The sequence below is a fragment of the Nocardia sp. NPDC056100 genome, assembly GCF_042266325.1.
In the GTDB taxonomy this organism is placed as follows: Bacteria; Actinomycetota; Actinomycetes; order Mycobacteriales; family Mycobacteriaceae; genus Nocardia.
Genome location: NZ_JBHJVY010000006.1, coordinates 133647 through 155440 on the forward strand (window position 1 = coordinate 133647; position 21794 = coordinate 155440).

Annotated in this window: 18 protein-coding genes; 12 read left to right on the plus strand and 6 right to left on the minus strand. The window is 67.7% G+C overall.

The genetic code is table 11. The annotated features are described in order from the left end of the window. Positions 1 to 78 precede the first annotated feature (78 nt). Positions 79 to 1194 (plus strand): hypothetical protein, encoded by a 1116-nt coding sequence (locus tag ACFC0O_RS39730; protein ID WP_375967313.1) that lies wholly within the window; start codon positions 79 to 81, stop codon positions 1192 to 1194. Here ACFC0O_RS39730 and ACFC0O_RS39735 read toward each other — a convergent pair whose 3' ends face one another. After that, the gene (locus ACFC0O_RS39735) at positions 1195 to 2325 is read right to left on the minus strand and encodes a glycosyltransferase (protein WP_375967315.1); all 1131 of its coding nucleotides are present in this window, start codon (positions 2323 to 2325) and stop codon (positions 1195 to 1197) included. A 211-nt stretch (positions 2326 to 2536) separates the two neighbouring features. Here ACFC0O_RS39735 and ACFC0O_RS39740 point away from each other — a divergent pair, with 211 nt between their 5' ends. From ACFC0O_RS39740 to ACFC0O_RS39765, 6 genes are all read left to right on the plus strand, one after another. Further along, positions 2537 to 3256, plus strand: coding sequence for a FadR/GntR family transcriptional regulator (locus tag ACFC0O_RS39740; RefSeq protein ID WP_375967317.1), 720 nt, complete (start codon positions 2537 to 2539; stop codon positions 3254 to 3256). 221 nt (positions 3257 to 3477) lie between these two features. Then, positions 3478 to 5007, plus strand: a complete 1530-nt coding sequence (locus ACFC0O_RS39745) for an aldehyde dehydrogenase family protein (RefSeq protein WP_375967318.1) — start codon at positions 3478 to 3480, stop codon at positions 5005 to 5007. Between the two features lie 10 nt (positions 5008 to 5017). Next, a complete protein-coding gene (locus ACFC0O_RS39750; protein WP_375967320.1) occupies positions 5018 to 6031 on the plus strand; it encodes a hypothetical protein in 1014 nt (337 codons plus the stop codon). A 16-nt stretch (positions 6032 to 6047) separates the two neighbouring features. Then, the gene (locus tag ACFC0O_RS39755; RefSeq protein ID WP_375967322.1) at positions 6048 to 8414 is read left to right on the plus strand and encodes a GMC family oxidoreductase N-terminal domain-containing protein; all 2367 of its coding nucleotides are present in this window, start codon (positions 6048 to 6050) and stop codon (positions 8412 to 8414) included. Between the two features lie 99 nt (positions 8415 to 8513). Next, positions 8514 to 8738 carry a hypothetical protein gene (locus ACFC0O_RS39760; protein ID WP_364634246.1) on the plus strand — a complete coding sequence of 75 codons (225 nt, stop codon included), beginning with the start codon at positions 8514 to 8516 and terminating at the stop codon, positions 8736 to 8738. Further along, the gene (locus tag ACFC0O_RS39765) at positions 8735 to 9958 is read left to right on the plus strand and encodes a hypothetical protein (protein WP_375967324.1); all 1224 of its coding nucleotides are present in this window, start codon (positions 8735 to 8737) and stop codon (positions 9956 to 9958) included. Before ACFC0O_RS39760 ends, ACFC0O_RS39765 begins: the two co-directional genes overlap by 4 nt. 22 nt (positions 9959 to 9980) lie before the next feature. Here ACFC0O_RS39765 and ACFC0O_RS39770 read toward each other — a convergent pair whose 3' ends face one another. Beyond that, a complete protein-coding gene (locus ACFC0O_RS39770; RefSeq protein ID WP_375967326.1) occupies positions 9981 to 10850 on the minus strand; it encodes an NAD(P)-dependent oxidoreductase in 870 nt (289 codons plus the stop codon). Between the two features lie 140 nt (positions 10851 to 10990). Here ACFC0O_RS39770 and ACFC0O_RS39775 point away from each other — a divergent pair, with 140 nt between their 5' ends. Then, positions 10991 to 11368 (plus strand): winged helix-turn-helix transcriptional regulator, encoded by a 378-nt coding sequence (locus ACFC0O_RS39775; protein WP_375967327.1) that lies wholly within the window; start codon positions 10991 to 10993, stop codon positions 11366 to 11368. Between the two features lie 84 nt (positions 11369 to 11452). Here ACFC0O_RS39775 and ACFC0O_RS39780 read toward each other — a convergent pair whose 3' ends face one another. Both ACFC0O_RS39780 and ACFC0O_RS39785 read right to left on the minus strand, forming a co-directional pair. Next, complete coding sequence (locus tag ACFC0O_RS39780) at positions 11453 to 12988, minus strand: FAD-dependent oxidoreductase (protein WP_375967328.1); 1536 nt, start codon at positions 12986 to 12988, stop codon at positions 11453 to 11455. A gap of 190 nt (positions 12989 to 13178) precedes the next feature. Next, the gene (locus ACFC0O_RS39785; RefSeq protein WP_375967329.1) at positions 13179 to 14258 is read right to left on the minus strand and encodes a phospholipid scramblase-related protein; all 1080 of its coding nucleotides are present in this window, start codon (positions 14256 to 14258) and stop codon (positions 13179 to 13181) included. A 177-nt stretch (positions 14259 to 14435) separates the two neighbouring features. On the opposite strand from ACFC0O_RS39785, the gene ACFC0O_RS39790 reads away from it, so the two are divergent. The 3 genes from ACFC0O_RS39790 (at position 14436) to ACFC0O_RS39800 (ending at position 17711) form a co-directional block, all read left to right on the plus strand. After that, positions 14436 to 15653: a hypothetical protein gene (locus ACFC0O_RS39790; protein ID WP_375967330.1), complete on the plus strand. Its 1218-nt coding sequence runs from the start codon at positions 14436 to 14438 to the stop codon at positions 15651 to 15653. 144 nt (positions 15654 to 15797) lie between these two features. Beyond that, positions 15798 to 17147: a M20/M25/M40 family metallo-hydrolase gene (locus tag ACFC0O_RS39795; protein WP_375967332.1), complete on the plus strand. Its 1350-nt coding sequence runs from the start codon at positions 15798 to 15800 to the stop codon at positions 17145 to 17147. Between the two features lie 27 nt (positions 17148 to 17174). Further along, positions 17175 to 17711: a YbhB/YbcL family Raf kinase inhibitor-like protein gene (locus ACFC0O_RS39800; protein ID WP_375967333.1), complete on the plus strand. Its 537-nt coding sequence runs from the start codon at positions 17175 to 17177 to the stop codon at positions 17709 to 17711. Positions 17712 to 17786: 75 nt separating this feature from the next. Here ACFC0O_RS39800 and ACFC0O_RS39805 read toward each other — a convergent pair whose 3' ends face one another. Then, a complete protein-coding gene (locus ACFC0O_RS39805) occupies positions 17787 to 18341 on the minus strand; it encodes a TetR/AcrR family transcriptional regulator (RefSeq protein WP_375967334.1) in 555 nt (184 codons plus the stop codon). 117 nt (positions 18342 to 18458) lie between these two features. Here ACFC0O_RS39805 and ACFC0O_RS39810 point away from each other — a divergent pair, with 117 nt between their 5' ends. Then, positions 18459 to 19769 (plus strand): hypothetical protein, encoded by a 1311-nt coding sequence (locus ACFC0O_RS39810; RefSeq protein WP_375967335.1) that lies wholly within the window; start codon positions 18459 to 18461, stop codon positions 19767 to 19769. Positions 19770 to 19818: 49 nt separating this feature from the next. Here the strand turns inward: ACFC0O_RS39810 and ACFC0O_RS39815 are convergent, their stop codons facing one another. Further along, positions 19819 to 21648, minus strand: a complete 1830-nt coding sequence (locus tag ACFC0O_RS39815) for an AMP-dependent synthetase/ligase (RefSeq protein WP_375967337.1) — start codon at positions 21646 to 21648, stop codon at positions 19819 to 19821. Positions 21649 to 21794: the final 146 nt, after the last annotated feature.

Here is a 21794-nt window from a genome sequence, read left to right on the forward strand (position 1 = left end):
GCTAAGTGAAATGAACACGCAGCCTGATGGTTTCGCGGACACAATGTCAGGGTTCGAATCGAATCCGGAAGGTGTCCGATGACAGATGTGCTGCTGACCCCGCCCGATGCGGCCGAGGTTCACCTGGTGGCCCGCGGGGTGGTCACCGCGGCGCAGGGTGAACAGGGACTCACGCCACTGCAGCAGTTGCTGATTCCGGCGCTGTTCCTCTCCCTGACCGGACACCCGGTGGAATTGGACGCCCTCGCCCCGATCAGCGCCGAGGAATACGCGCACGGTTTGACCCGCCGCAATCGGATCTTCCGCGAACGCGTCATCCAGACCATGCTGCTGGCGGCGCTGGTGGTGCGGCCGCTGCCCGCGAGCGTGGCCGAGAAGCTGCGGGTGTTCGCCGACGCGCTGGGCGTGGACGACGACATGATCTCGGTGGCACGTAAATACGCCGACGGCGCGGAGGATCTGGCGGCGGTCGACTTCTCCCGCAACGGTTATCTCGGCGGGCTGGGCGCGGGACGGCTGCACGCGCTGCACACTTCGGAGCTGGACAGTTCCTGGAGCGCGGTGGTCAATGATCCGGTGCTGGCGGCGCGCTGGGGTGAATTGCGGGAGCTGCCGATGGGCACGCTCGGGCGCGGGGTGGCGGACTTCTATCGCGACCGCGGCTTCGTCACGCCCGGATTGCCGGGTTCCGCGCCGCCGCTGCTGGCCCAGCATGATTGGGTGCATGTGCTGGCCGGATACGGCACCACGCTGGAGAACGAGATCGAGGTGTTCGCGTTCATGGCGCGCGCCAATGACGATCCGCGCGCGTTCAGTCTGCTGGCGATGGTGATCTCGCTGTTCGAAACCGGCTATCTGCGAGCCGGGGCCGGGCTGTTCGAGGCGGACGCCGGGCATCTGCGGGCCTCCGGTATGGCGGGGCGGCTGGGAGATGCACTGCGGCGCGGTGCGCTCACCCAGGGCAGTCATGACTTCCTCGATCAGGACTGGTTCGATCTGGCCGATCGTCCGATCTCGGTGGTGCGCACCGAGATCGGGCTGGTTCCCAAGGCCGAGGCCGCGATTGCCTCGGGTTCGGTCGGGCCGTGGCAGCCCGGCGGCATCACGCCGTACCAGTTGAATTCCGCCCGGGTGGCCGCGGAATCCGAAGCGCGCCCGTACATTCCGTGGGAGCCGGATCCGACGCGCGACTGATCAGGCCGAGCCGAGCAGGCCGAGCATGCCGGAAACCGCTGCGGACCAGGTGAATTGCTCGGCTCGAGTGCGGGCGGCGCGGCGGCGTTCGAGCAGGGGGCGGGACAGCACGTCGGTGACGGCGTGCGCGAAGGCGGTGGGGTGGTCGGCGGCGACGGCCCCGCAATCGGCGGTGACGATATCGGCGAGCGCGGAGGAGCGGCTCGCCACCACCGGGGTGCCCGCGGCGAGGGCTTCCAGGGCCGCCAGGCCGAAGGTTTCGTGCGGGCCGGGGGCGAGGGAGACATCGGCGGTGGCCAGCAGGGTCGCCAATTCGGTTCGGTCATTGATGAATCCGGTGAAATGCACCGCCGACAGGCCGTCGCGCAACGGCGTCAGGGTGCGGGCGCGGCGCTCGAGAGCCTCGCGGCGCGGGCCGTCACCGGCGACGATGAGGCGTGCGTCGACACCCTCGCGGCGCAGCCGCGCCACCGCCTCGATACTGCGATCCACGCGTTTCTCGACCGAGAGTCGGCCGCAGTGCACGAGCAGCGGATAGTCCTGTGCGCCCAGATCGGTGCGCAATCGGATATCGCAGCGGGACGGGGTGAACATGTCCAGATCGACCCCGAGCGGCACCAATTCCACATTCGGGACGTCGATGCGCTCGAATTCCTCGCGCGCGAATTGTGTTGTGCAGACGACGATGTCGTAGTTCTCGGCGGTGCGCCGATTGGCCGCGTCCGCCGCCCGCCGTGCGGCCGGGCCGGGCAGCACCTGTCCGAGCAGGCGGTCGAGCCGTTCGTGCGAGATCATCACCCCCGCCACATCGCGCCGCCGCGCCCAGCGCCCGAATCCCCGCAGTGTCAACCGATCCGACACCTCGAGCACATCGGGCCGCAATCCGGACAGCACATCGGCCACCCGCCGCGGATGCGCCGCCCGATACCCGCCCGTCCACGGAATCGCGGGCGCGGGCACGGTAATTCGCCACACCCCCGACGGCAACAGCTCCTCGCCACGCCGTGGCCCCGGCACGATCAGCACCACTTCGTGCCCCGCCGCCACATACCCCTCACCCAGATGATGCAGTGCGGTGCGCAGCCCACCCGACCGCGGCCCATAGAAGTTCGCCAGCTGCACGATGCGCACGTCGCTGATCGTGCAGGGCAACGGGTTACCCGCGGCACCCCACCGACCAACGCCACATGAACACCCGCCGAAGACCCCGCGAACCCCCACCCCGACCCGCCACACCCGCGTCACCACCCGCTCGCCAACCAGGCCAGCGTTGCGGTGTCGAATAGGCCACCCACTGGTCTGGCCGCTTGACCTGTTGACCAGGCGGATCTACGTTCGGGGCATGGCAATCAGGCGGATCGATCGGCGGACGGTGCCCGATACCGTGTTCGAGCAACTCGTGGACGAGGTGCTGGACGGGGAATTGGCACCGGGGGCGGCATTGCCCGCCGAGCGAGCGCTCGCCGAGGCGCTGGGGGTGTCGCGGCCGACCGTGCGGGAGGCATTGCAGCGGTTGGCGCACACCGGGTTGGTGGAAGTACGCCAGGGTGGGTCGACGACGGTGCGCGACTACCGACGGCACGCGGGGATGGATATGTTGCCGCGACTGCTGGTGCGGCAGGGCGAAATCGATCCGGCGGTGATCCGCTCGATCCTCGAAACCCGCCTCGTCCTGGGCCGCGAGGTGGCCGGACTCGCGGCCGAGCGGGCCGGGGCGCGACTGACCGCGGAGCTGGGTGCGGCCCTGGAAGCACTTGCGGCGCAGCCTGATCCGATCACGCAGCAGATAACCGCCATGGCTTTCTGGGATCACCTGGTCGATGCGGCCGACTCGATCGTCTTCCGTCTGCTCTACAACGACCTGCGCGCGGTGTACGAACCCGCACTCGCCGCCCTGGCCGGATTGATGGCCGCCGAGGTGAGTCAGGTCGAGCGCTATCGGGCCGTCGCGGACGCTGTTATCGCGGGTGACGGGGCGACCGCGCGAGCGACGGCGGAATCCCTGCTGTCCTTGGCCGCAAAGCAATTCGACACCGTACTGGGCCAGGTCCGCACCCCATAGCGGTGAGCGGCTGACGGTCGCACGCCGCCATCGAGTCTTCCGGACGCCCGGCGGCGACACGTCGCACTAACTTTCGCCGACCCTCCGCTCCCGCCACCATCCGGGCAGGGCGGTTGGGATAGCCCACAGCCACTGTTGCCTAATTCGCCCGCATGGATATAGTGGTCTGACCACTTGGCCATCTGGCCAAGATCGAATATCTGTGAACAGGCGGGATGCATATGACGCCCCTCGAGGAGGCGGTGCGGGACACGGCCGCTGATGGCGATATGCCTGGGTCGGCGACGGCGCAGGCGTTGATCGAGTCGGCTCGGGCCGCGCAGCCCGGGTGGGGTGCGCTCGGAGTCGAGGGGCGGGTGCGGGCGCTGGCCGGGCTGCCGGGGCTGCTGCTGGCGGAGCTGGATCGGATCGCGGAGGTGATCAGCTCGGAGAACGGCAAGCCTCGCGTGGAAGCCATTGCGCACGAGGCGGTTCCGGCCATCGCGTTGACCCGCCATCATCTGGAGAGCGCGGTCGCGACCCTGGGTCCGGCGAAGATCACCTCGGCCAGTGCGCCGCATCGCACGGGGTTGCGGCTGCATCATCCGTACGGGGTCGTGGTGGCCATCGCGCCGTGGAATCTGCCGTTCCTGATTCCGTTCAGTCAGGTGTTGCCCGCGCTGATCGCCGGAAACGCGGTGATCCTCAAGCCGTCCGAGCTGACCCCGCAGGTGGCGGCGGTGCTCGTGGAGGTGATCGGGCGGTGCGGACTGCCCGACGGGGTGCTCCAGCTCGCGGCCGGCGACGGATCGCTGGGCGCGGAACTGGTGGCGGCGGGACCGGACAAAGTGCTGTTCACCGGTTCGGTGGCCACCGGCCGCAAGGTGATGGCCGCGGCCGCGCGATTCCCGATTCCGGTCGGGCTCGAATTGGGCGGGGTGGACGCGGCGGTCGTGCTCGATGACGCGGACCTCGAGTTCACCACCTCGGCGGTGGCCTGGGGCGCGACTTTCAATGGCGGACAGGCGTGTTGCTCGATCGAGCGCGTGCTGGTGCACCGAGATCTGCATGATGCGTTCGTGGTGCGACTGCGCGACAAACTCCGCCGCATCGATACCGGCCGTGATCTCGCACCCGCCATTGATCAACGGCAGCAGAATATTTGGCGGCAGCACGTGGACGCGGCGCGGGAGGCCGGGCTCACCGTCGATGGCGGGACCGTCCTGCCGGGCCGCCGCTACACGCCCACCGTGATCACGGGCTCCGAGGTCACCGCATCGCAGGTGTGGCAGCAGGAGACCTTCGGCCCGGTGGTCGCAGTCGCCGCCTTCGATACCGATGAGCAGGCGATCGAGCTGCACAACGCGACCGACTACGGCCTCACCGCCAGCGTCTTCTCCGCCGATACCGCGCGCGCCCGAGCCCTGGGCGCACGCCTGCGCGCGGGTTCGGTGGCGATCAATGATGTTGCCGCCACCATGTATTCGACCCCCGAATTCCCCTGGGGCGGTGTCGCCCGCTCCGGTTTCGGCCGTTCGCACGGCACCGATGCCCTGCTGGACGCGGCCTGGGTGCAGATCGTGGAATCCCCGCGCGGTCCGGCCTTCGGCCCCAAACGCCCCTGGTGGTACCCGTACGGCGTCGAACTGGAGGACGCCATGCGCGCGCTGGCCACAACCTTCGCCGAACCCCGGCCCATCGCCCGGCTGCGCGGTTACGGCCGCGCCGGACAGCAGCTGCTCGGCATGCTCAGCCGCACACCGAAACTCTGAGGGACACAGCATGATTGCCACCGAACAGAACGCGCCGCGGCTGCGGCCCGGCGCCGATCACGTCGAATCCTGGTTCATCCGGGCCAATGACCCGCGGTCACCGCGCGCGGTGTGGATCAAGGCCACCGTGCTCACCGGTAAGGACGGCACCGCCCTGGCGCAGGCGTGGTGCAGCGTGTTCGACGGCGACCGGACCCGCGCATGGTGCACCGACATTCCCCTGGGCACAGCGCGATTCGAGGAGAACGCGCTCGGCCAGGCGATCACGGCCGGACCGCTGCGCATGCAGTTGACCGGTCGCGGCGGGGATTCCCAGGGCACCCTGGCCGACGACACCTCGACCATCACCTGGGATCTCGAATTCACCCGGGTTCCGGTGCTCGGGGCACCGCTGTCCATGCTGCCCTCGGATCGATTGCTGGACACCGGCTTTCCCAAGAACAAGCTGGTGACCCCGTTTCCGGTCGCCACCGTCACCGGATATCTGGACTGGGACGGTGAGCGCTGGGATCTGCACGGCTGGCACGGTATGCAGGGCCACAACTGGGGCACCGAGCACAGTCCCGAATATGCCTGGGGCCACAGCATTTTCACCGAGACCGGCACCGACGCCCCGTTCGCGGTCATGGAGGGCGCGTCCGGGCGCACCCGCCTCGGCGGCAAGGTGTCCCCGCTGCTGTCCATGCTGGTGATCCGCCGCGGCGACCAGGAATACCGTTTCGACCGCATCGCCGACCTGTGGCGGCAGCGCCCGCACCTGGACTTCCCGCGGTGGACACTGCGCATGCGCGGACGCGACGGCACCGCCGAAGTGCGCATGCACGCCGATCCCGCGCAGATGGTGTGCCTGGCCTACCGCAATCCGGCCCGTGCCACCAGCTACTGCCTCAATTCCAAGACCGCGGCGGTATCGGTGCATGTCGCCCCGGTCAACGGCAATGCCTTCGAATTGCGCAGCCCACACGGCGGCGCGCTGGAATTCCTTGCCCCGCAGCCGGTTCCGGCCGTACAACCCATCGTCTGAGCGAAAGTCCCGAACCATGCCTTTGACCTTCTTCGAGACCATGCGCGGCGAACTGCGGGACGCCGACGGTCAGCCGCATCACGTCGCCATGGATCTGCGCTGTGAATCGGGGCGGGCGCTGGGCTTCGTCACCAATGGGCGCTCGCGCCTGACCGGCACCATTCGTGCCCTGCCCTGGGTGGACGGCGCGGCCGTGACGGGCACCCTGGTGGCGCTGCCGGTGACCAAGCGGCTGATGGCCTACGAGGTGAGCTTCCGCGACGATGACGGGCGCGCGTGGCGGCTCAGCGGGCACAAGGATGTGCGCTGGCTGCGCCGTGCGCACGCGAGCCTGACCAACCTCGATGCCACGCTGTGGTGCGAGGATAGCGAAATCGCTTCGGGGCGAATGCAATTCTTCGCCAATGACTATCCGAGCTTCCTGCATTCGTTCCAGCCGTGGACCTCGCTGCGTGATGATCTGCCGGACGGCGGCAAACCCACCGGCGTCCTGACCGACGCGCAGCGCGCGACACTGCGCGCGGTCGCCGCCGCCCTGATCGAACCGGGTGGCGCGGTGCCACCGGTGGACGCGGGCACGGTCGATCGCGTCGATGAGTACATCGGCAATATGACCCCGATCATGCAATCGGGCCTGCGGCTGGCGCTGCGCGGCCTGGACACCGCCGCGCGCGCCCGATACCGGCACGGGCTGGCAGCATTGGGGGAGACCGATCGAGGGCAGTTCATCGAGTCCGCGCGCAAGCATCCGGCCCTGCAACATGCCGTGGCCGCGGTCGAAACACCGGTGCGGATAGCGCATTTCAGCGATCGCCGGTACCTCGACGCCATCGGCGCACCGAGCTATCGGGAGCCGGTGCTTGAACGCGCGCCCGGCTGGCTGGCGAATATGACCACTCCCGACGCGCTCCCGAGCCGGGATCTCATCGAATGCGATGTGGTGGTGATCGGCACCGGCGCGGGCGGTGCGGCGGTGGCGGCCCGGCTCACCGAACAGGGCGTGGGCGTGGTCATGGTCGAGGAGGGCGATTACGCGCGCCGCGCCGAATTCCGCGGCGAACTGCACGATCGCACCCAGAAGTATTGGCGCGACGGCGGATACAACCTCGCGCTCGGCAATTCGGTGCTCGGGGTGAGCACCGGACGCCTGGTCGGCGGCACCACCGCCATCAATTCCGGCACCGCCTTCCGCACCCCGGACTCGGTGCTGCGGGAATGGCTCGACGCGGGTTTTCCGGGCGATTTCGAACCCGAGATCTTCCGTTCCTACCTGGACGAGGTCGCGACCGAACTCGGTATCGCCCACGCCGATTCGCGCTATCTGGGCCGGGTCGCGGACATCATCGGCAAGGGCGCGGACGCGCTCGGGGCCACGCACGGCCCGCTGCCGCGCAATGCGGCAGGCTGCGACGGTCAGGGCCAATGCGTGTACGGCTGTCCCACCGATGCCAAGCGCAGCAGCAATGTGAGCTGGGTGCCGCGCGCCCTGGAGGCCGGTGCGCAGCTGTACACCAATCTGACGGTCACCCGGATTCTGCTCAATGACCGGCAGGCGGTCGGTGTGCTCGCCGAGGGTCAGGACAGCCATGGCGCACCGCGCACGCTGGAGATCCGGTCCCGCGCGGTGGTGGTCGCCACCGGCACGCTCATGACGCCGCTGCTGTTGCGCCGCAATGGCATCGACCTGCCCGCCTTGGGCCGCAACCTGTCCGTGCATCCCTCACTCGGCGCGGTCGCGATGATGTCCACTCCGGGCACACCGTGGACCGGTATTCCGCAGGGCTATCACGTCACCGGCCTGGGCGATCCGCTGTGCACGTTCGAAGGCGTGTCCATCCCACCGCAATTCGCGGCCGGGGTGCTGCCGTTCCACGGCGCGCGGCTCACCGAATGGATGAACCGCTGGGCGTACACCGAGCAGTTCGGGGCCATGGTCCGCGATACCGGCAGCGGCAGTGTGCAACACGGCCCGGGTGGGCGAACGTTGTTGCGCTACACCGTGACTCCGCGCGTTCAGGCCGCCCTCCAGCACGCCTGCGCGGGCTTGGCCGAACTGTTCCTGCACGGCGGTGCGGAGGCGGTGGCGCTGCCGATCGCGGGTATGCCGCCCATTCGGACGCTGGAGCAGGCTCGCGCGGTCGCCGAAACACCGCTCACACCACGGCAATTCCGCATGATGGGCCCGCATCCCCTGGGCACCGCCAGAATGGGCGGCGATGCCCGCACCGCGGTCGTGGACTTCGAGAACCGGGTCTTCGGCACCAGGGGCCTGTACATCGCCGACGGTTCGGTGGTGCCCACCTCACTCGGAGTCAATCCTCAGGTCACGATCATGGCGATGGCCCTGCGCGTGGCCGACGCGATCGCCGCCGAACTGCGCTGAGCGCCAACGATCCCCTGGGGCTGGCGCGGTGGCGGCGATCTTGGTACACCTTGGGGGCGAGACCGGAGTGATCCGGGTCATTCGGGGACAAGGGGAGTCATGGTGGACGCCAAAGCCGAACTGGAGCGGGAATTGGGCGGGCCGCTGGCCGCGCTCGAACTGCTCACCGAGGCCGAAACCGCCGATCTGCTGGAGGTTTTCCGGCAGGCACAGCGCACCGAGACCGCGGATATGGTCGCCGCGGTCGACAAGACCGTCGGCGCGCTACCGTGGCCGCTGAGCACGGCGGCCAAGAAGATCATGTTCGGGAACAAGCTCGGATGAGTGACCTGGTCACCCGCGCGCAGATCACCCTGCTGTCGCGGACATTGCATGTGCCCGAGGAGCGCCTGGCGCATCTCGAACGACTGGGCGCGCAACACCTGCACGAATTGCAGGAGGCGCTGGCGAAAGTCATGTTCGCCCAGCACAATCAGACCTTCTCCCGGCTGAGCATGCTGGTGCCGGTCATTCCGTTGAGCATTTCGCTGCCGCTGGTGCAGCGCCTGGTGCCCGCCCTCATCGCCGGGCGCGCGGCCGGGGCGATCGGGGTGGACCATCCGCGCAAGGCCGCCGAGGCGCTCACCATCCTCAGCCCCGGCTATGCCGCCGACGGTGCGCCGTATATGGATCCGCACGCGGTCGGTCAGCTCGCCGATTACGCACCGCCCGAACCGGTGGTGCGGATCGTCAACGAGATCCTGCGCCGCCGCGACTACGTGACGGCCGGACCGTTCCTGGCTTATGCCACACCGACATTGATCGCGGCGGTCGAGCGGGGCGCTCACGATGACGAGGGCCTGATCCGCTCGGCCGCCTACGCCTACTCCGGCGAGAGCATCTCCATGGTGGTGCGGCATCTGCTCAACGGGAACCTACAGCGGGTTCCCAAACTGGTGCGCACCATCCTGGGCGGCTCGGCCGAACTCCAACTGGCGGCGGTCTCGGTGTTCTCGCGCTGCGACGCCGATGTCATCGTGGGTATCGGCGACATTCTGTTCGATGAGGGTTCGACGGAGGACATCGGCGCGCTCATTCGCGCCTTCGTCACCGCCGGGGTGGTGCCCGAGACGATGCGGTTCGTCGGACAGCTCAGCCCCTCGGCCCTGGATCGGCTCGCCGCCAATCCGGCTGTGGCCGAACCCGAGTCCGTCGACGCGTTCACCGCGGCGATCGATATCGACAGCGATGCCGCGGTATGGCGTGGCCTGCTGGAGTTGGCCGACCGCACACCCGCTCCGGCCACGCGCCGGATCGGCGGCAATCTGTCCCACCTGGACGGAGCAATGCTGGCCCAGCTTCCGGCGGTGCTCACCGCGGCGGACCTGTGGACACCACTGCTGCGTATCCTCGCGGTCGCCGAACCCGATGCCCAATCGCGGATCGGCGAGGTGTGGTCCGCGCTGGAGGATGCCGAACGTGGCGCGCTGGAGCAGCGCATCGCCGACCTTCAGCTGGGTGAACAGCTTTCGGCACTGGCTGCCACCTTGCGGATCACACACTGACCGATACCGGACTACTTGGCGCTCAGCGCAATTCCTCGATGGTGCGGGCGAAGGCGAGGTTGCCGTGTCCGGCCCGGACCTGTCGATCCACCAGGGCGGCAATCGGTTCCAGCAGGTCCGGGGCGATCCCGGCATCCTTGCTGGCACGCACGATGGCATCGAGCGCGGACTTCTGGAAGGCGAGGTGCTGAACCTCCGCCGCGTACGTGCCCGCATCGATGGCCGCGCCGTACGCGGGCAGGCCCTGCACCATGGCGGACAGGAACGGCACGGCCCGCGCCGCGAATTCGGCGGCGGTCAGACCGCCCGTGCCCGCCATCGCCGCACCGTGGAAGAACCCGGCGAACATCTGATACATGCTCGCCAGCAATGCGAAATCATTGAGCGCCGCCGCACCGGCGTCGTCGCCGAAGTACTCGGCGGAGCCCATCAGTTCGAGCACGCTGCGATTCGTGTCGAACACTTCGCGCCCGCCGCTGTAGAAGATCGCCGAACCCGGTGTGCCGATCATGGATGGAATCGCCATGATGCCGCCGTCGAGGAAGTCGATGTCGTGCCGTGCCGCCCACTGCGCAAGTTCGCGTGATTCCTCGGGTGCGGTGCTGGTCAGGTTGACCCACTGCCGTCCGGTGAGCCGCGCGGCGACCGGATCGAGCTGTTCGTGCACCGAGGCGTGATCGAGCAGCACGCTGATGATCAGACCGTCACCGCTGATCGCCTCGGCGACCGACCCGGCGCGCACCGCACCGGCGTCGACCAGGTCGATATCCTTGCCCGCGGACCGATTCCACACCGTGGTCGGCACCCCGGCTTTCACGAATGCCGCCGCCAGCGCCTGACCCATCGCACCCAGGCCGAGCACGATCACCGGGGTGTGCTGATTGTTCGTCATTACGAGTACTCCTTCGATTCCGGCTGAAGTGATCGGCGCGCGCTGGAATCGAGATTGCCCGCGGTGACGTTGGGCAACAAGTACGCACTATTTTCTCGGACACGTACCGAAAGGTGTGTATCCAGCTAGCGAGGACGGGCATGAGCGAAAAGAGATCGGGACCATACTTCTGCGGTATCGATGCCGCCATGGATGTCATCGGCGGCAAATGGAAAGTCCTGATCCTGTGGGAGCTGCACGAGCACGGCGTCCGCCGCTTCGGCGAACTGCGCAGGGGACTGCCCGGCGTCTCGGAGAAAATGCTCGGCCAGCATCTGCGCGAGCTCGCGGAGGACGGCATCATCCACCGCGAGCTCTACCCGGAAATCCCGCCCCGCGTGGACTATTCGCTCACCGAGGAGGGCGTGGCCCTGAACACCGCCCTGAACGCACTGGGCGCGTGGGGCTCACGCCGCATCACCCGCATCGGCGCGACCCGCGTCCACGCACCCCAGCTGGCCGAGGCAATTCGCGACTAGCCGCCCCGGCCAACTGGTCCGCGCTCCCGTCATCCCGGCGTGTATTTGGCCAGGATCCACGCCCGTCACAACACCCGCCGCAGGCTACGCATCTCGCTCGGCGGGGCCGAACCAGCGGCTCAGCGCGTCCTGCAACCCGGCCACGTCGGAGGTGTCGGCCGCCCAGGCGACGACACCGTCCGGGCGCGCCAGCAGCGCGGAAACGGTTTGGGGCTGAGCGGGTTTGGCGGTGACGACACGCACCCGATGCGGCCATGCGGCGGCCACCTCGCGCAGTGCGGGGGAGTCGTTCAGGTCGAGCAGGACCCCGGTGCCGTCGGCGAAGTATTCGCCGAGCCGGGTGCCGTCGGCCAGTTCCAGATCGGGCGCGACCGTGCCGACCAGGGGATGCGTACCGCCCAGGTCGTAGCGGTGCAGGACGCCGGAGATGCGTTTGAAGATCTCGGTGGCCCCGTCCTTGGTGCCGAGTAGATCGGTCATGACCGCGCGCAGGGCGCGGCTACGCGGATCGGTGCGCATGACGGCGATCTGCGCACGGGTCCACTCCAGCACCCAGGCACCGATCGGATGGCGTTCGGTCGTGTAGGTGTCGAGCAGATCCGCCGGGGCCCAGCCGCGAACCACGGCCGCGAGCTTCCAGCCCAGGTTGAGCGCATCGCCGATACCGAGGTTCAGGCCCTGGCCGCCGAAGGGTGAATGGACGTGCGCGGCATCGCCCGCCAGCAGGACCCGCCCCTTGCGGTAGTCGGGGACCTGGCGGGTGTTGTCGGTGAAGCGGGTCGCGGAAATGACCTTGGTGATGTGCACTTCCACGCCGGTGACCTTGCGGAAGCTCTCCTCCAGCTCCGCGGCGGTGATGGGTGCGTCGCGGTCGGCGGGCGGGCCGTCGAGTTCGACGGTCAGGAACCGGCCGGGGGTGGGGCCGTAGACGTAGATGCCGCCGGGGGTGTCGTGCCAGCCGGGCCGAACCTGTTCCGCGCCGGTCATTTCCACCACGGCCTGCCGGCCGGTGATCTCCGGGTCCACGCCCGGGAAGTCGAAGCCCGCGAGCTTGCGCACGATGCTGCGGCCGCCGTCGCAGCCGACCAGCCAGCCCGCGCGCACGGTGCGATCACCGGTGTTCACGGTGACGCCGATACCGTCGTCCTCGAATCCGCTCACCGCTACTTCACGCCGGATCTCCACGCCCAGTTCGGTCGCGCGGCGCGCCAGAATTGTTTCGATGCCCTGCTGGGAGATGAACCAGGCCGCTGCCGCCGGGCCCGCGTTCGCGAAGACCGGATCATCGAGATCGATTGCGCCGCCGTCGAGTTGGATGCCCGCGAAGTGTCCGGGCACGAAGCGTTTCCCGGCGGGCGGCTCCCCGATCCCGGCGCTGCGCCGGAACGCGGCGAACTGGGCCATGGTGGCCTCATGCTGTTCCATCAACTCGGGCAGGAATCCGCGCCGGTACAGGGCCTGCGCGGTGGGCACGTTGATCGCGCCCGCCTTCAGGGTCGGATCCATCTCGGCGAGCCGCTCCAGCACCAGCACGTCCACGCCCGCCAGTCGCAACTCGCACGCCAGCATGAGCCCGACCGGTCCGGCTCCGACAATCACCACATCGCGTGTCTCGTTCATGAGAATCACTGTGCCGAGCCTCGATTACCGCGCCCTTGCGCTGTCTTGCGTACCGCTTGCGCCCGCATGAGAGGAGGCTGTGCCGCTCATGCGCGGACCTCGCACACCGCAAACAACGCGGGTCGCGCACCATATGGCGCGCGACCCGGAGGCGGTTGGGACGCCGTGCTGACGGCGCGGCGAGGCCGGATCAGCCCCAGCCGCGCGAATCCTGTTTGAGCGCGGTGTCGATGGCCAGGCCCGAAGCCACCACCATGGACAGCAGCGGCTGCGGCAACTGTCGGTGAATCTGCACAACATAGTTGTCGGCGGTGGTGAACATGTTCTTGAGCAGGCCCTCCCACGTCTTGGTGATGCGGGCGACCTCCTGACCGGTGTGGTCGTGGATCATGAAGTTCCAGGCGCGCCAGTTCTCGGCCCGAATCCCGCCGATTTGCTGACCGTTCACCACAAATGAGAAGTTGATCTTGCCGATCATGTTCTCCTGGATGATCTCCCCGATCGGCGCACCATTGCCGTGCTCGATCACGAAGCGCGACTTGAAGACCTTCGCCGGGCGCGTCACGCGCAGCACCGTCTGACCCTGACCGTCGCGGATCTCCAGCTTGTGCGTCATGAACTGGTCATAGCTGGACATGAAGCGCACGGCCTTCTTGAGCGCGCTCTGCCCGACCTCCACCACCGCGCCGATCTGACGGCCCTGCTGGTCGAAAACGGCGTACTCATTGGCCATTTCGATGAGCTTGACCTTCTGGTTCACCACCAGGATCGGCTCGGTGAACACGGTGCCGCCACCGGCCTGGGTCGCGCCGACGCCGGCCTGCTGCTGCACCTGGCGCTGGATAGCGGCGGGATCGTGCGCACCGCCGATATCGAATTCCAGGGCGTGCGCGTCACTGGGCTGCTGGTACTGCTGCTGGCCGTATTGCCCCTGGTGCGGCTGCTGACCGTACTGCTGACCCGAATACTGCTGTCCCTGCTGGGCATACTGCTGCCCGTGCGACTGCTGACCTTGCTGGGCGTACTGCTGACCCTGCGGCTGCTGACCCTGTTGGGCGTACTGCTGGCCCTGCTTGCCGTAGCCCTGCTGATCCTGCTGTCCGTACTGCTGTTGGCTACCCGTTTGCTGACTCTGCTGCGGTTGCGCCTGCTGCTGCGGTTGCGCCGATTGTTGCTGCGGCTGGGTGTGATTGGTCCATTGACTACCGTCCCACCAGCGCAAAACGGTGGATCCTGGACTCTCGGGGTACCACCCCGCGGGATGACTCATGGCCGCATCCTAACGGGGCTCTGTGAGTCTGCACTGTTTGCGGTTTTCGTCGTATCTGCCCGCCTATGATGGGCGGTCGAACACGGCGGGTCCAGACACGGACGCCGCAGGACGGGGAAACATGTCTGCCACAGTCGATTTCGCCTATGGCGGAAGACCCGCGACCCGGTGCGGCCTATGACCGATCTGGTCACCCGCGCCCAGTTGGTGCTCCTGGCAAGGACCCTGCACGTCCCGGTCGAACGCGTCGAACATCTGGAGCGACTCGGCGCGCACCGGCTCAATGAACTCCAGCAGCGCATGTCCGGGGCGTTGTTCGACCAGCACACACCGGTTTTCGAGCGGATCAGCTCACTGGTGCCGATCATTCCGCTCAGTATTTCACTGCCCATCGTGCAGCGCCTGGTGCCGCCCACCATGACCGGGCGCGCGGCGGGGGCCGTCGGCGTCCAGCATCCGCGCAAGGCCGTGGACGCGCTACTGCGGCTCAGCACCGAATACGCCGCCGATTGCGCACCGTATCTGGATCCGCGCACCGTGGGACAGCTCGCCGATGACGCACCCACCGAACCGGTGATAGCGATCGTCAATGAACTGCTGCGGCGGCGCGACTACATCACCGCCGGGCCGTTCCTGGCCTATGCCACACCGGAATTGGTGCGCGCGGTCGAGGAAGGCGTCCCCGATGATGAGGGGCTGATCCGCTCGGCCGCCTACGCCTATTCCGGGGAGAGCATCAGTGCCATTGTGCGGCAACTGCTCTCGGGCCCCGGTGATCGCATTCCGGCGCTGCTCGGCACGGTCATCGACGGTTCCAAGGAGTTGCGACTGGCGGCGCTGTCGGTCTTCGCGCGCTGCGCTCCCGATGTCATCGCCGCGGTCGGCGATATCCTCTTCGAGGTCGCGCCACCCTCGGCCATCGCGGATCTGCTCACCAGCTTCCTGGCCGCGGGCGCCACCGATGACCTGCTGCGTTTCGCCGGGCAATTGAGCCCGCAGGCATTGACCAAACTCGCGTTCAACCCGGTCGTCGCCGAAACCGCCGAAACACTGGTCGCCGCGCTGGACGGCAGCAGTGAGCTGGCCCTGTGGCGCGGGGTGCTCGAGCCGCTGGCTCGCACGCACGCCGAGGTGCGCCGCCGCGCGGGCACCCAGCTCGCCGCACTCGACGCCTCGACACTGATCATGCTGCCCGCCATCGCCCAGGCCGCCCGCCTCTGGGCACCCCTGCTGTGGGTGCTGGCCGCCACCGATGTCGACGTGCAGGCCCGCATCGGCGAACTCTGGGCCTCCGCCACCCGGTTGGATCCGGAGATTCTCGAGCGGCGTATCGCCGATCAGCGCCTGGAATCACTGCTGGCGACGCTGACCATGACCCTGCGCGTACTGCGCTGACCTCTCGGCACAGTGCCTGGCGCGGGGAAAGGGTTGGGCGAGGGCTGATTTCAATCGCGCCCGATACACCTCACCTGCGCGGCGCGGGGTCCGAGGCGATGGTGCGCGGCGGTGGGACTGTGCGGAGATGGTAGGAAAGGGGACGTGTCCGAAACTGGCGAACTTCGCACGTCCCGCGCCGTCTCGGAGGTGGTGGACCTGGTCAGCACGCTGATCCGGTTCGACACCTCCAATACCGGCGAACTCGAGACCACCAAGGGTGAGCGCGAATGTGCGCAATGGGTGGCCGATCAACTGCATCAGGCGGGCTACACCACCGAGTACGTGGAATCCGGCGCGCCCGGGCGCGGCAATGTGTTCGCCCGGTTGAAGGGCGCGGACTCGAGCCGCGGCGCGCTCATGATGCACGGGCACCTCGATGTGGTGCCCGCACAGGCCGAGGACTGGAGCGTGCACCCGTTCTCCGGTGCGATCCGCGACGGCTATGTGTGGGGCCGCGGGGCCATCGATATGAAGGATATGGTCGGCATGATGCTGGCCGTGGCCCGGCAGTTCAAGATCGAGGGCACGGTGCCGCCGCGCGATATCGTGTTCGCCTTCCTCGCCGATGAGGAGAACGGCGGGCGCTGGGGTTCGCAGTGGCTGGCCGATAATCGGCCCGATCTGTTCGCCGGGGTCACCGAGGCCGTTGGCGAGGTCGGCGGATTCTCGCTCACCGTACCGCGGCCCGATGGCACCGAACGGCGGTTGTACCTGGTCGAGACCGCGGAGAAAGGTCTGGGCTGGATGCGGTTGCGCGCCAAGGCGCGCGCGGGACACGGCTCGTTCCTGCACGAGGACAACGCGGTCACTATTCTGGCGCAGGCGGTGGCGCGCCTGGGCACGCATACCTTCCCGCTGGTGGTCTCGGATTCGGTGGCCGAATTCCTGGCGGCGGTCGCCGAGGAGTCCGGCCTGCAATTCGATCCGGCCAGTCCGGATATCGAGGGCCAGCTCGCCAAGCTCGGCACCATCTCGCGCATTATCGGTGCGACACTGCGGGATACGGCCAACCCGACCATGTTGCAGGCGGGCTACAAGGCCAATGTCATTCCGCAGACCGCCGAGGCCGTGGTCGATTGCCGCGTGGTGCCGGGGCGGCAGGCCGAGTTCGAGAAGGAGGTCGACGCGCTCATCGGCCCCGATGTCGAACGCGAGTGGATCACCAAACTCGACTCGTATGAAACGACTTTCGACGGTCACCTGGTCGACGCCATGAACGCCGCCATTCTCGCGCACGACCCGCAGGGCCGCACCGTGCCCTATATGCTCTCCGGCGGCACCGATGCGAAAGCGTTCGCGCGCTTGGGAATTCGCTGCTTCGGCTTCGCGCCGCTGCAATTGCCGCCGGACCTGGATTTCAGTGCGCTGTTCCACGGCGTGGACGAGCGCGTCCCGGTGGCGGCGCTGGAATTCGGTGCGAGCGTGCTGGAACACTTCCTCCTGAACTGCTGATCAGCCCCGCGATCGAAAGGACGGCCCGTGCCCGACTACTCCTACAATCCCTACGCTCCGCTGCCGCAACTGCCCGAATTCACCGTCACCTCCGGCGATATCACCGAGGGCGAGCCGCTGCACCTGGATCAGGTCAGCGCGCTGGGCGGCGCGGGCGGCAAGGACATCTCCCCGCAGCTGAGCTGGTCCGGATTCCCCGCGGAGACCAAGAGTTTCACCGTCACCGTGTACGACCCGGACGCGCCCACCGCCTCGGGCTTCTGGCACTGGGTGGTCGCCAATATCCCCGCGACCACCACCGGCCTGGAGACCGGACAGGGCAGTAAGGGCGGCAGCCTGCCCGAGGGCGCGGTCGTACTGCGCAATGACGCTGGCCTGCACGAGTACACCGGCGCGTTCCCGCCCGCCGGGCACGGGCCGCACCGGTACTTCGTGGTGGTGCACGCGGTCGGAGTGGACAAGCTCGAGGTCGATGAGAGCGCCTCACCCGCCTACCTGGGGTTCAACCTGTTCCTCAATGCCATCGGGCGCGCGACGCTGATCGGCACGCACGAGCAGAAGTAGTCACCAGGCTGTATTCGACTGTGGCCCCGAGCGATTCGCTCGGGGCCACAGCTTTTCCGTATATGTAGAGCAGATTCAGGGGGCCGGGTTCGAAAGTGCCGCCAGGGCTTGGATTCCGGCGGTGAGTTCCTCGGCGGTGGGGGTGTTGTCCGGGTCGATGAGGGCCTGGGCCAGTAGGCCGCCGATCAGGGTTTGCACGATGGCGCCGATGCGAGGGTCGTTGTCGCCCAGGGCTTCCGAGAGTCCCGCGCGGGCGCGGACCTGGGCGGCGCCGATCTCGGTGCGCAGTTCGGGGGAGTGCAGGGCCTGCGCCATGCTCTCGACATTGGCCGACCACACCGCGCGGTCGGCGCCGAAGGATTCGATGAGCTTGCGCCAGAAGGTAGTCAGGCGTTCGCCCGTGTCCAGGTCGGCGTCATCGGGCAGGGAGTCGAGTACCCGGGTCACCGATTCACCCGTGGATTCCAGCATCGCCTGATTGAGCAGCTGGTCGCGGGTGCCGAAGTGGTAGTTGATGGCGGCCAGATTGGTGCCGGAGGCGGCCACGATATCGCGCACGGTGGTGCGCGCCAGGCCGCGTTCGGCCAGGCACTTCTTGGCTCCGGCGAGCAGATCTTCTCGGGTTCCCACGGTACGCAGCCTAGCAGCGTGTTTGTGACAATCGTTTCAAACACATGTTTGTGACAATTGTTTGAAACGTGTGTATGGTCGATTTCGCCAGGTCCACCGCAGGAAAGCCGGAAGCATATGACCACACAGCGCCCACTGTCCCCGTTCGAGATCGGCTACTTCGGCGAGAACACGCATCTGGGCAGCGTGCCCATCGGCGGTATGCCGCTGTTCATCGGCAGCACCGTGCGCGGGGAGATCGATCCCGCGGCATTGCGTGCGACGCTCACCGAACTCGCCGCCCTGCATCCTCTGCTGCGCGCCCGAGTCGTCATCGGCGGCGACAGGGTGCAGCGCTTCGAACTCGTTGACGACTACCGGCCGAGCGTCACCGTCAGCCCCGGGGGTGCGCAGGCGTATCGGACGCTGGTGAACTCGCGGCAAGAATGGGGCACAGGGCTTTTCCGCGCGGAACTACTGCGTGAAGGCGAGTTCACGCGGGTCGTATTGGTGCTGCATCACGGCATCTCCGACGGCCGCTCGGTATTCCCGCTCCTGGACGAGATGTGGCGGCGCTACACCGCGCGGGTGACGGGATCGCCACTGCCGCAACCGGAATGGAACTACGAGTTGCCCGCCGGGGTCGATACCCAATTGGCGGCGCTGATCAGTGATGCCGAGGTCGACGCGTTCGTGGCCATGATGCGCGCGGGCGCGATGGCCATGGATCCGGCGGCCGCTCCGGTGCACCTGCCGATCGACGGGCAGCCCGGGGGAGACCCGAACGGCAGGCTCGCGGTCCGGCGCATCGAAGTGGATGCCGATCAGACCGCCGCACTGGTGGCGACCGCACGCGCACAGGGGTTTTCGATGAACAGCCTGCTCGCCGGAGCGGCCATGGCGGCGGTGCGGACCGAGTTCGCGCCCGAGGCCGGGACGCTGCCGATGATGTGCGGGCATGCGGTGGATCTGCGCCCGGATCTGGTTCCGGTGGTGTCCGCCTCGACCCTGCTCAATTGCGCGGCCGGTTCCGGAACACCGGTATCGGCGGCCGCGGATTCCGATCCGATCGACCTGGCGCATGCCGTCGCCGCGGGTATGAAAGACTCGGCGCAACTGCGTTTTCCGGCGATGTTCATGCGCGCCTCCCAGCGTGAACTCGACGCGGTGACCGCCGCGCTGTTCAACGCACCGCCCACCCTGGCGCTGTCCAATATCGGCCGGGTACCGGCACATTCGCTGCCCGCGACACTGGAGTTCGTGCGCGATGAGGTGTTCGCCATGGCCCCGGGCATGCCGCCGAAGATGACCATTTTCACCGTCGACGGCCGTCTCACGATTCAGGTCGAGTACGACACCGCCGAGCACAGTCACGAGCAGATGCAACGAATCAGCGCCGCGATGACGCTGCAATTGCGGCGAGCGGGAGTCACCGCCGCACGCGTCTGACATGACCGTGGCCCCGGATGAATCATCCGGGGCCACAGCGCTTTCCAGCTCAGGACAGGTTTACGACATTGTCCGGCGCGGGGGTGGTGTACAGCGCGGCGATATTGGCCGCGTACTTGGTGTTGATCGGGCTGCGCTTGAGTTTGAGGGTCGGGGTGAGTTCGTCACCGCCGGGCTCCCAGCCCGCGTCGAGCACGATGAAACGCTTGATCTGTTCCACGCGTGAGAGTTTGGCGTTGGCGGTGGTGACCGCCGCCTTGATCTCGTCGAGGATTTCCGGGCGCACCGCCAGGGTCTTCAGATCGGCGTCGGGGGTGCCGAGCGCCTTGGCGCGCACCACCGCGGTATCGGGGTCGAGCACGATGAGCGCGGCGATGTACGGCTTGGCGTCACCGATCGCCACCACCTGGCCGACCAGCGAGGACGCCGCCTTCACGGTGTTCTCGATATTGGTGGGAGACAGGTTCTTTCCCGCCTCGTTGATGATGAGTTCCTTCTTGCGGTCCACGATGGTGATGTAGCCGTCACCGTCGATGGTGGCCACGTCACCGGTGTGCAGCCAGCCGTCGGCGTCGATGGCCTCGGCGGTCTTATCGGCCATCTTGCGGTAGCCGTGCGTGACGATGGCCCCGCGCAGCAGCAGTTCGCCGTCCTCGCCGAGGCGAACCTCGGTGTCCTGCATGGGGATTCCCACGGTGCCCGGCTTGGGCTTGGCCAGCGGGGTGTAGGTGCCCACGCCGGAGGTCTCCGACATGCCCCACACCTCGGTGACCACGAAACCCAGTCCGAGCATGTACTCGAGGGTCTCCGGCGGGATGGCCGCCGCACCCGACGCCGCGACCTTGAGTTCGTCGAATCCCAAGGTGTGCCGCAGTTTCGACAGCACCAGGGCATCGGCCAGCTTGTGCTGCACATCGAGCAGCAGGCCGCGGCCGTTGCCGGACAGGTCCGCGCGCGCGGCTTCCACACCGACGCCGATGGCCCAATTCGCCAGGGCCTTCTTCACGCCGCTGGGCTCGGTGGCGAGCTTGGCGTCGATACCGGCCTTGATCTTCTGCCACACGCGCGGCACACCGAAGAACGCGGTGGGGCGGGCGTCGGGCAGGGCGGCGGCGATCTCGCGCGGATCGGGCACGGTGGTCATCTGCACGCCGGTGAACAGGTTGGCGCAGTGACCCGAAATGCGGTCCGCCACATGGGCGGCGGGCAGATACGACACCGAGCGGTCATCCAGGCCGACCACGAGCGGGCCGTTGACGAGTCCGACGATCTGGGCGACCACATTGCGATGGGTCAGCTCCACGCCCTTGGACGGGCCGGTGGTGCCGGAGGTGTAGATCAGCGTCGCCAGATCCTCGGCCTTGACCGCGCGCCAGGTGGCGTCGAAGTCGAAATCGGCGGCCGGTGCGGCCTCCACCTCGGCGAGGGTCTTGGTGCCCGCGGCCGAACCCTCCACCAGCACAATGTGTTCGATCTCCACACCGGCTCCGCGCACCGCGTCCAGGAACGCCGGTTCGGTGATGACGACCTTGTTCTCGGCATTGGTGAACAGATGCGCGATCTGCTCGGGCGAGCTGGTGTTGTAGATCGAGAACGGCGTCGCGCCCAGGTGCAGCGCCGCGGTGTCGACCAGATTGAACTCGGGCCGGTTGGTCAGCATGATGCCGACGGTGTCGCCGTGCCCGACCCCCAGCCCCGCCAGTCCGGCGGCAATGCCGCGCACCCGCTCCCCGTACTCTCGCCAGCTGATCTCAGTGGTTCCCCCCACCGTCCTGATCGCGATCTGCTCCGGACGCAATGTCAGCGTCTCCTGAAACGCTTCCGGAATCGTGTAGACCGTTTTGCCCGATTTGTGCGGATAGCCGATGTCTGTCGTCATAACCCTTTTCCGATTGCCTCTCGCTTACACCGCCACACGCGCACCCATCCGACCTGCGCGAACCCGACGTCCCGAGAGAACACCCACCGATCACGCGATGGCCGCACGCTCATCTGTGGCGCGGCTCACTCAGCTTAGCCAGAAAG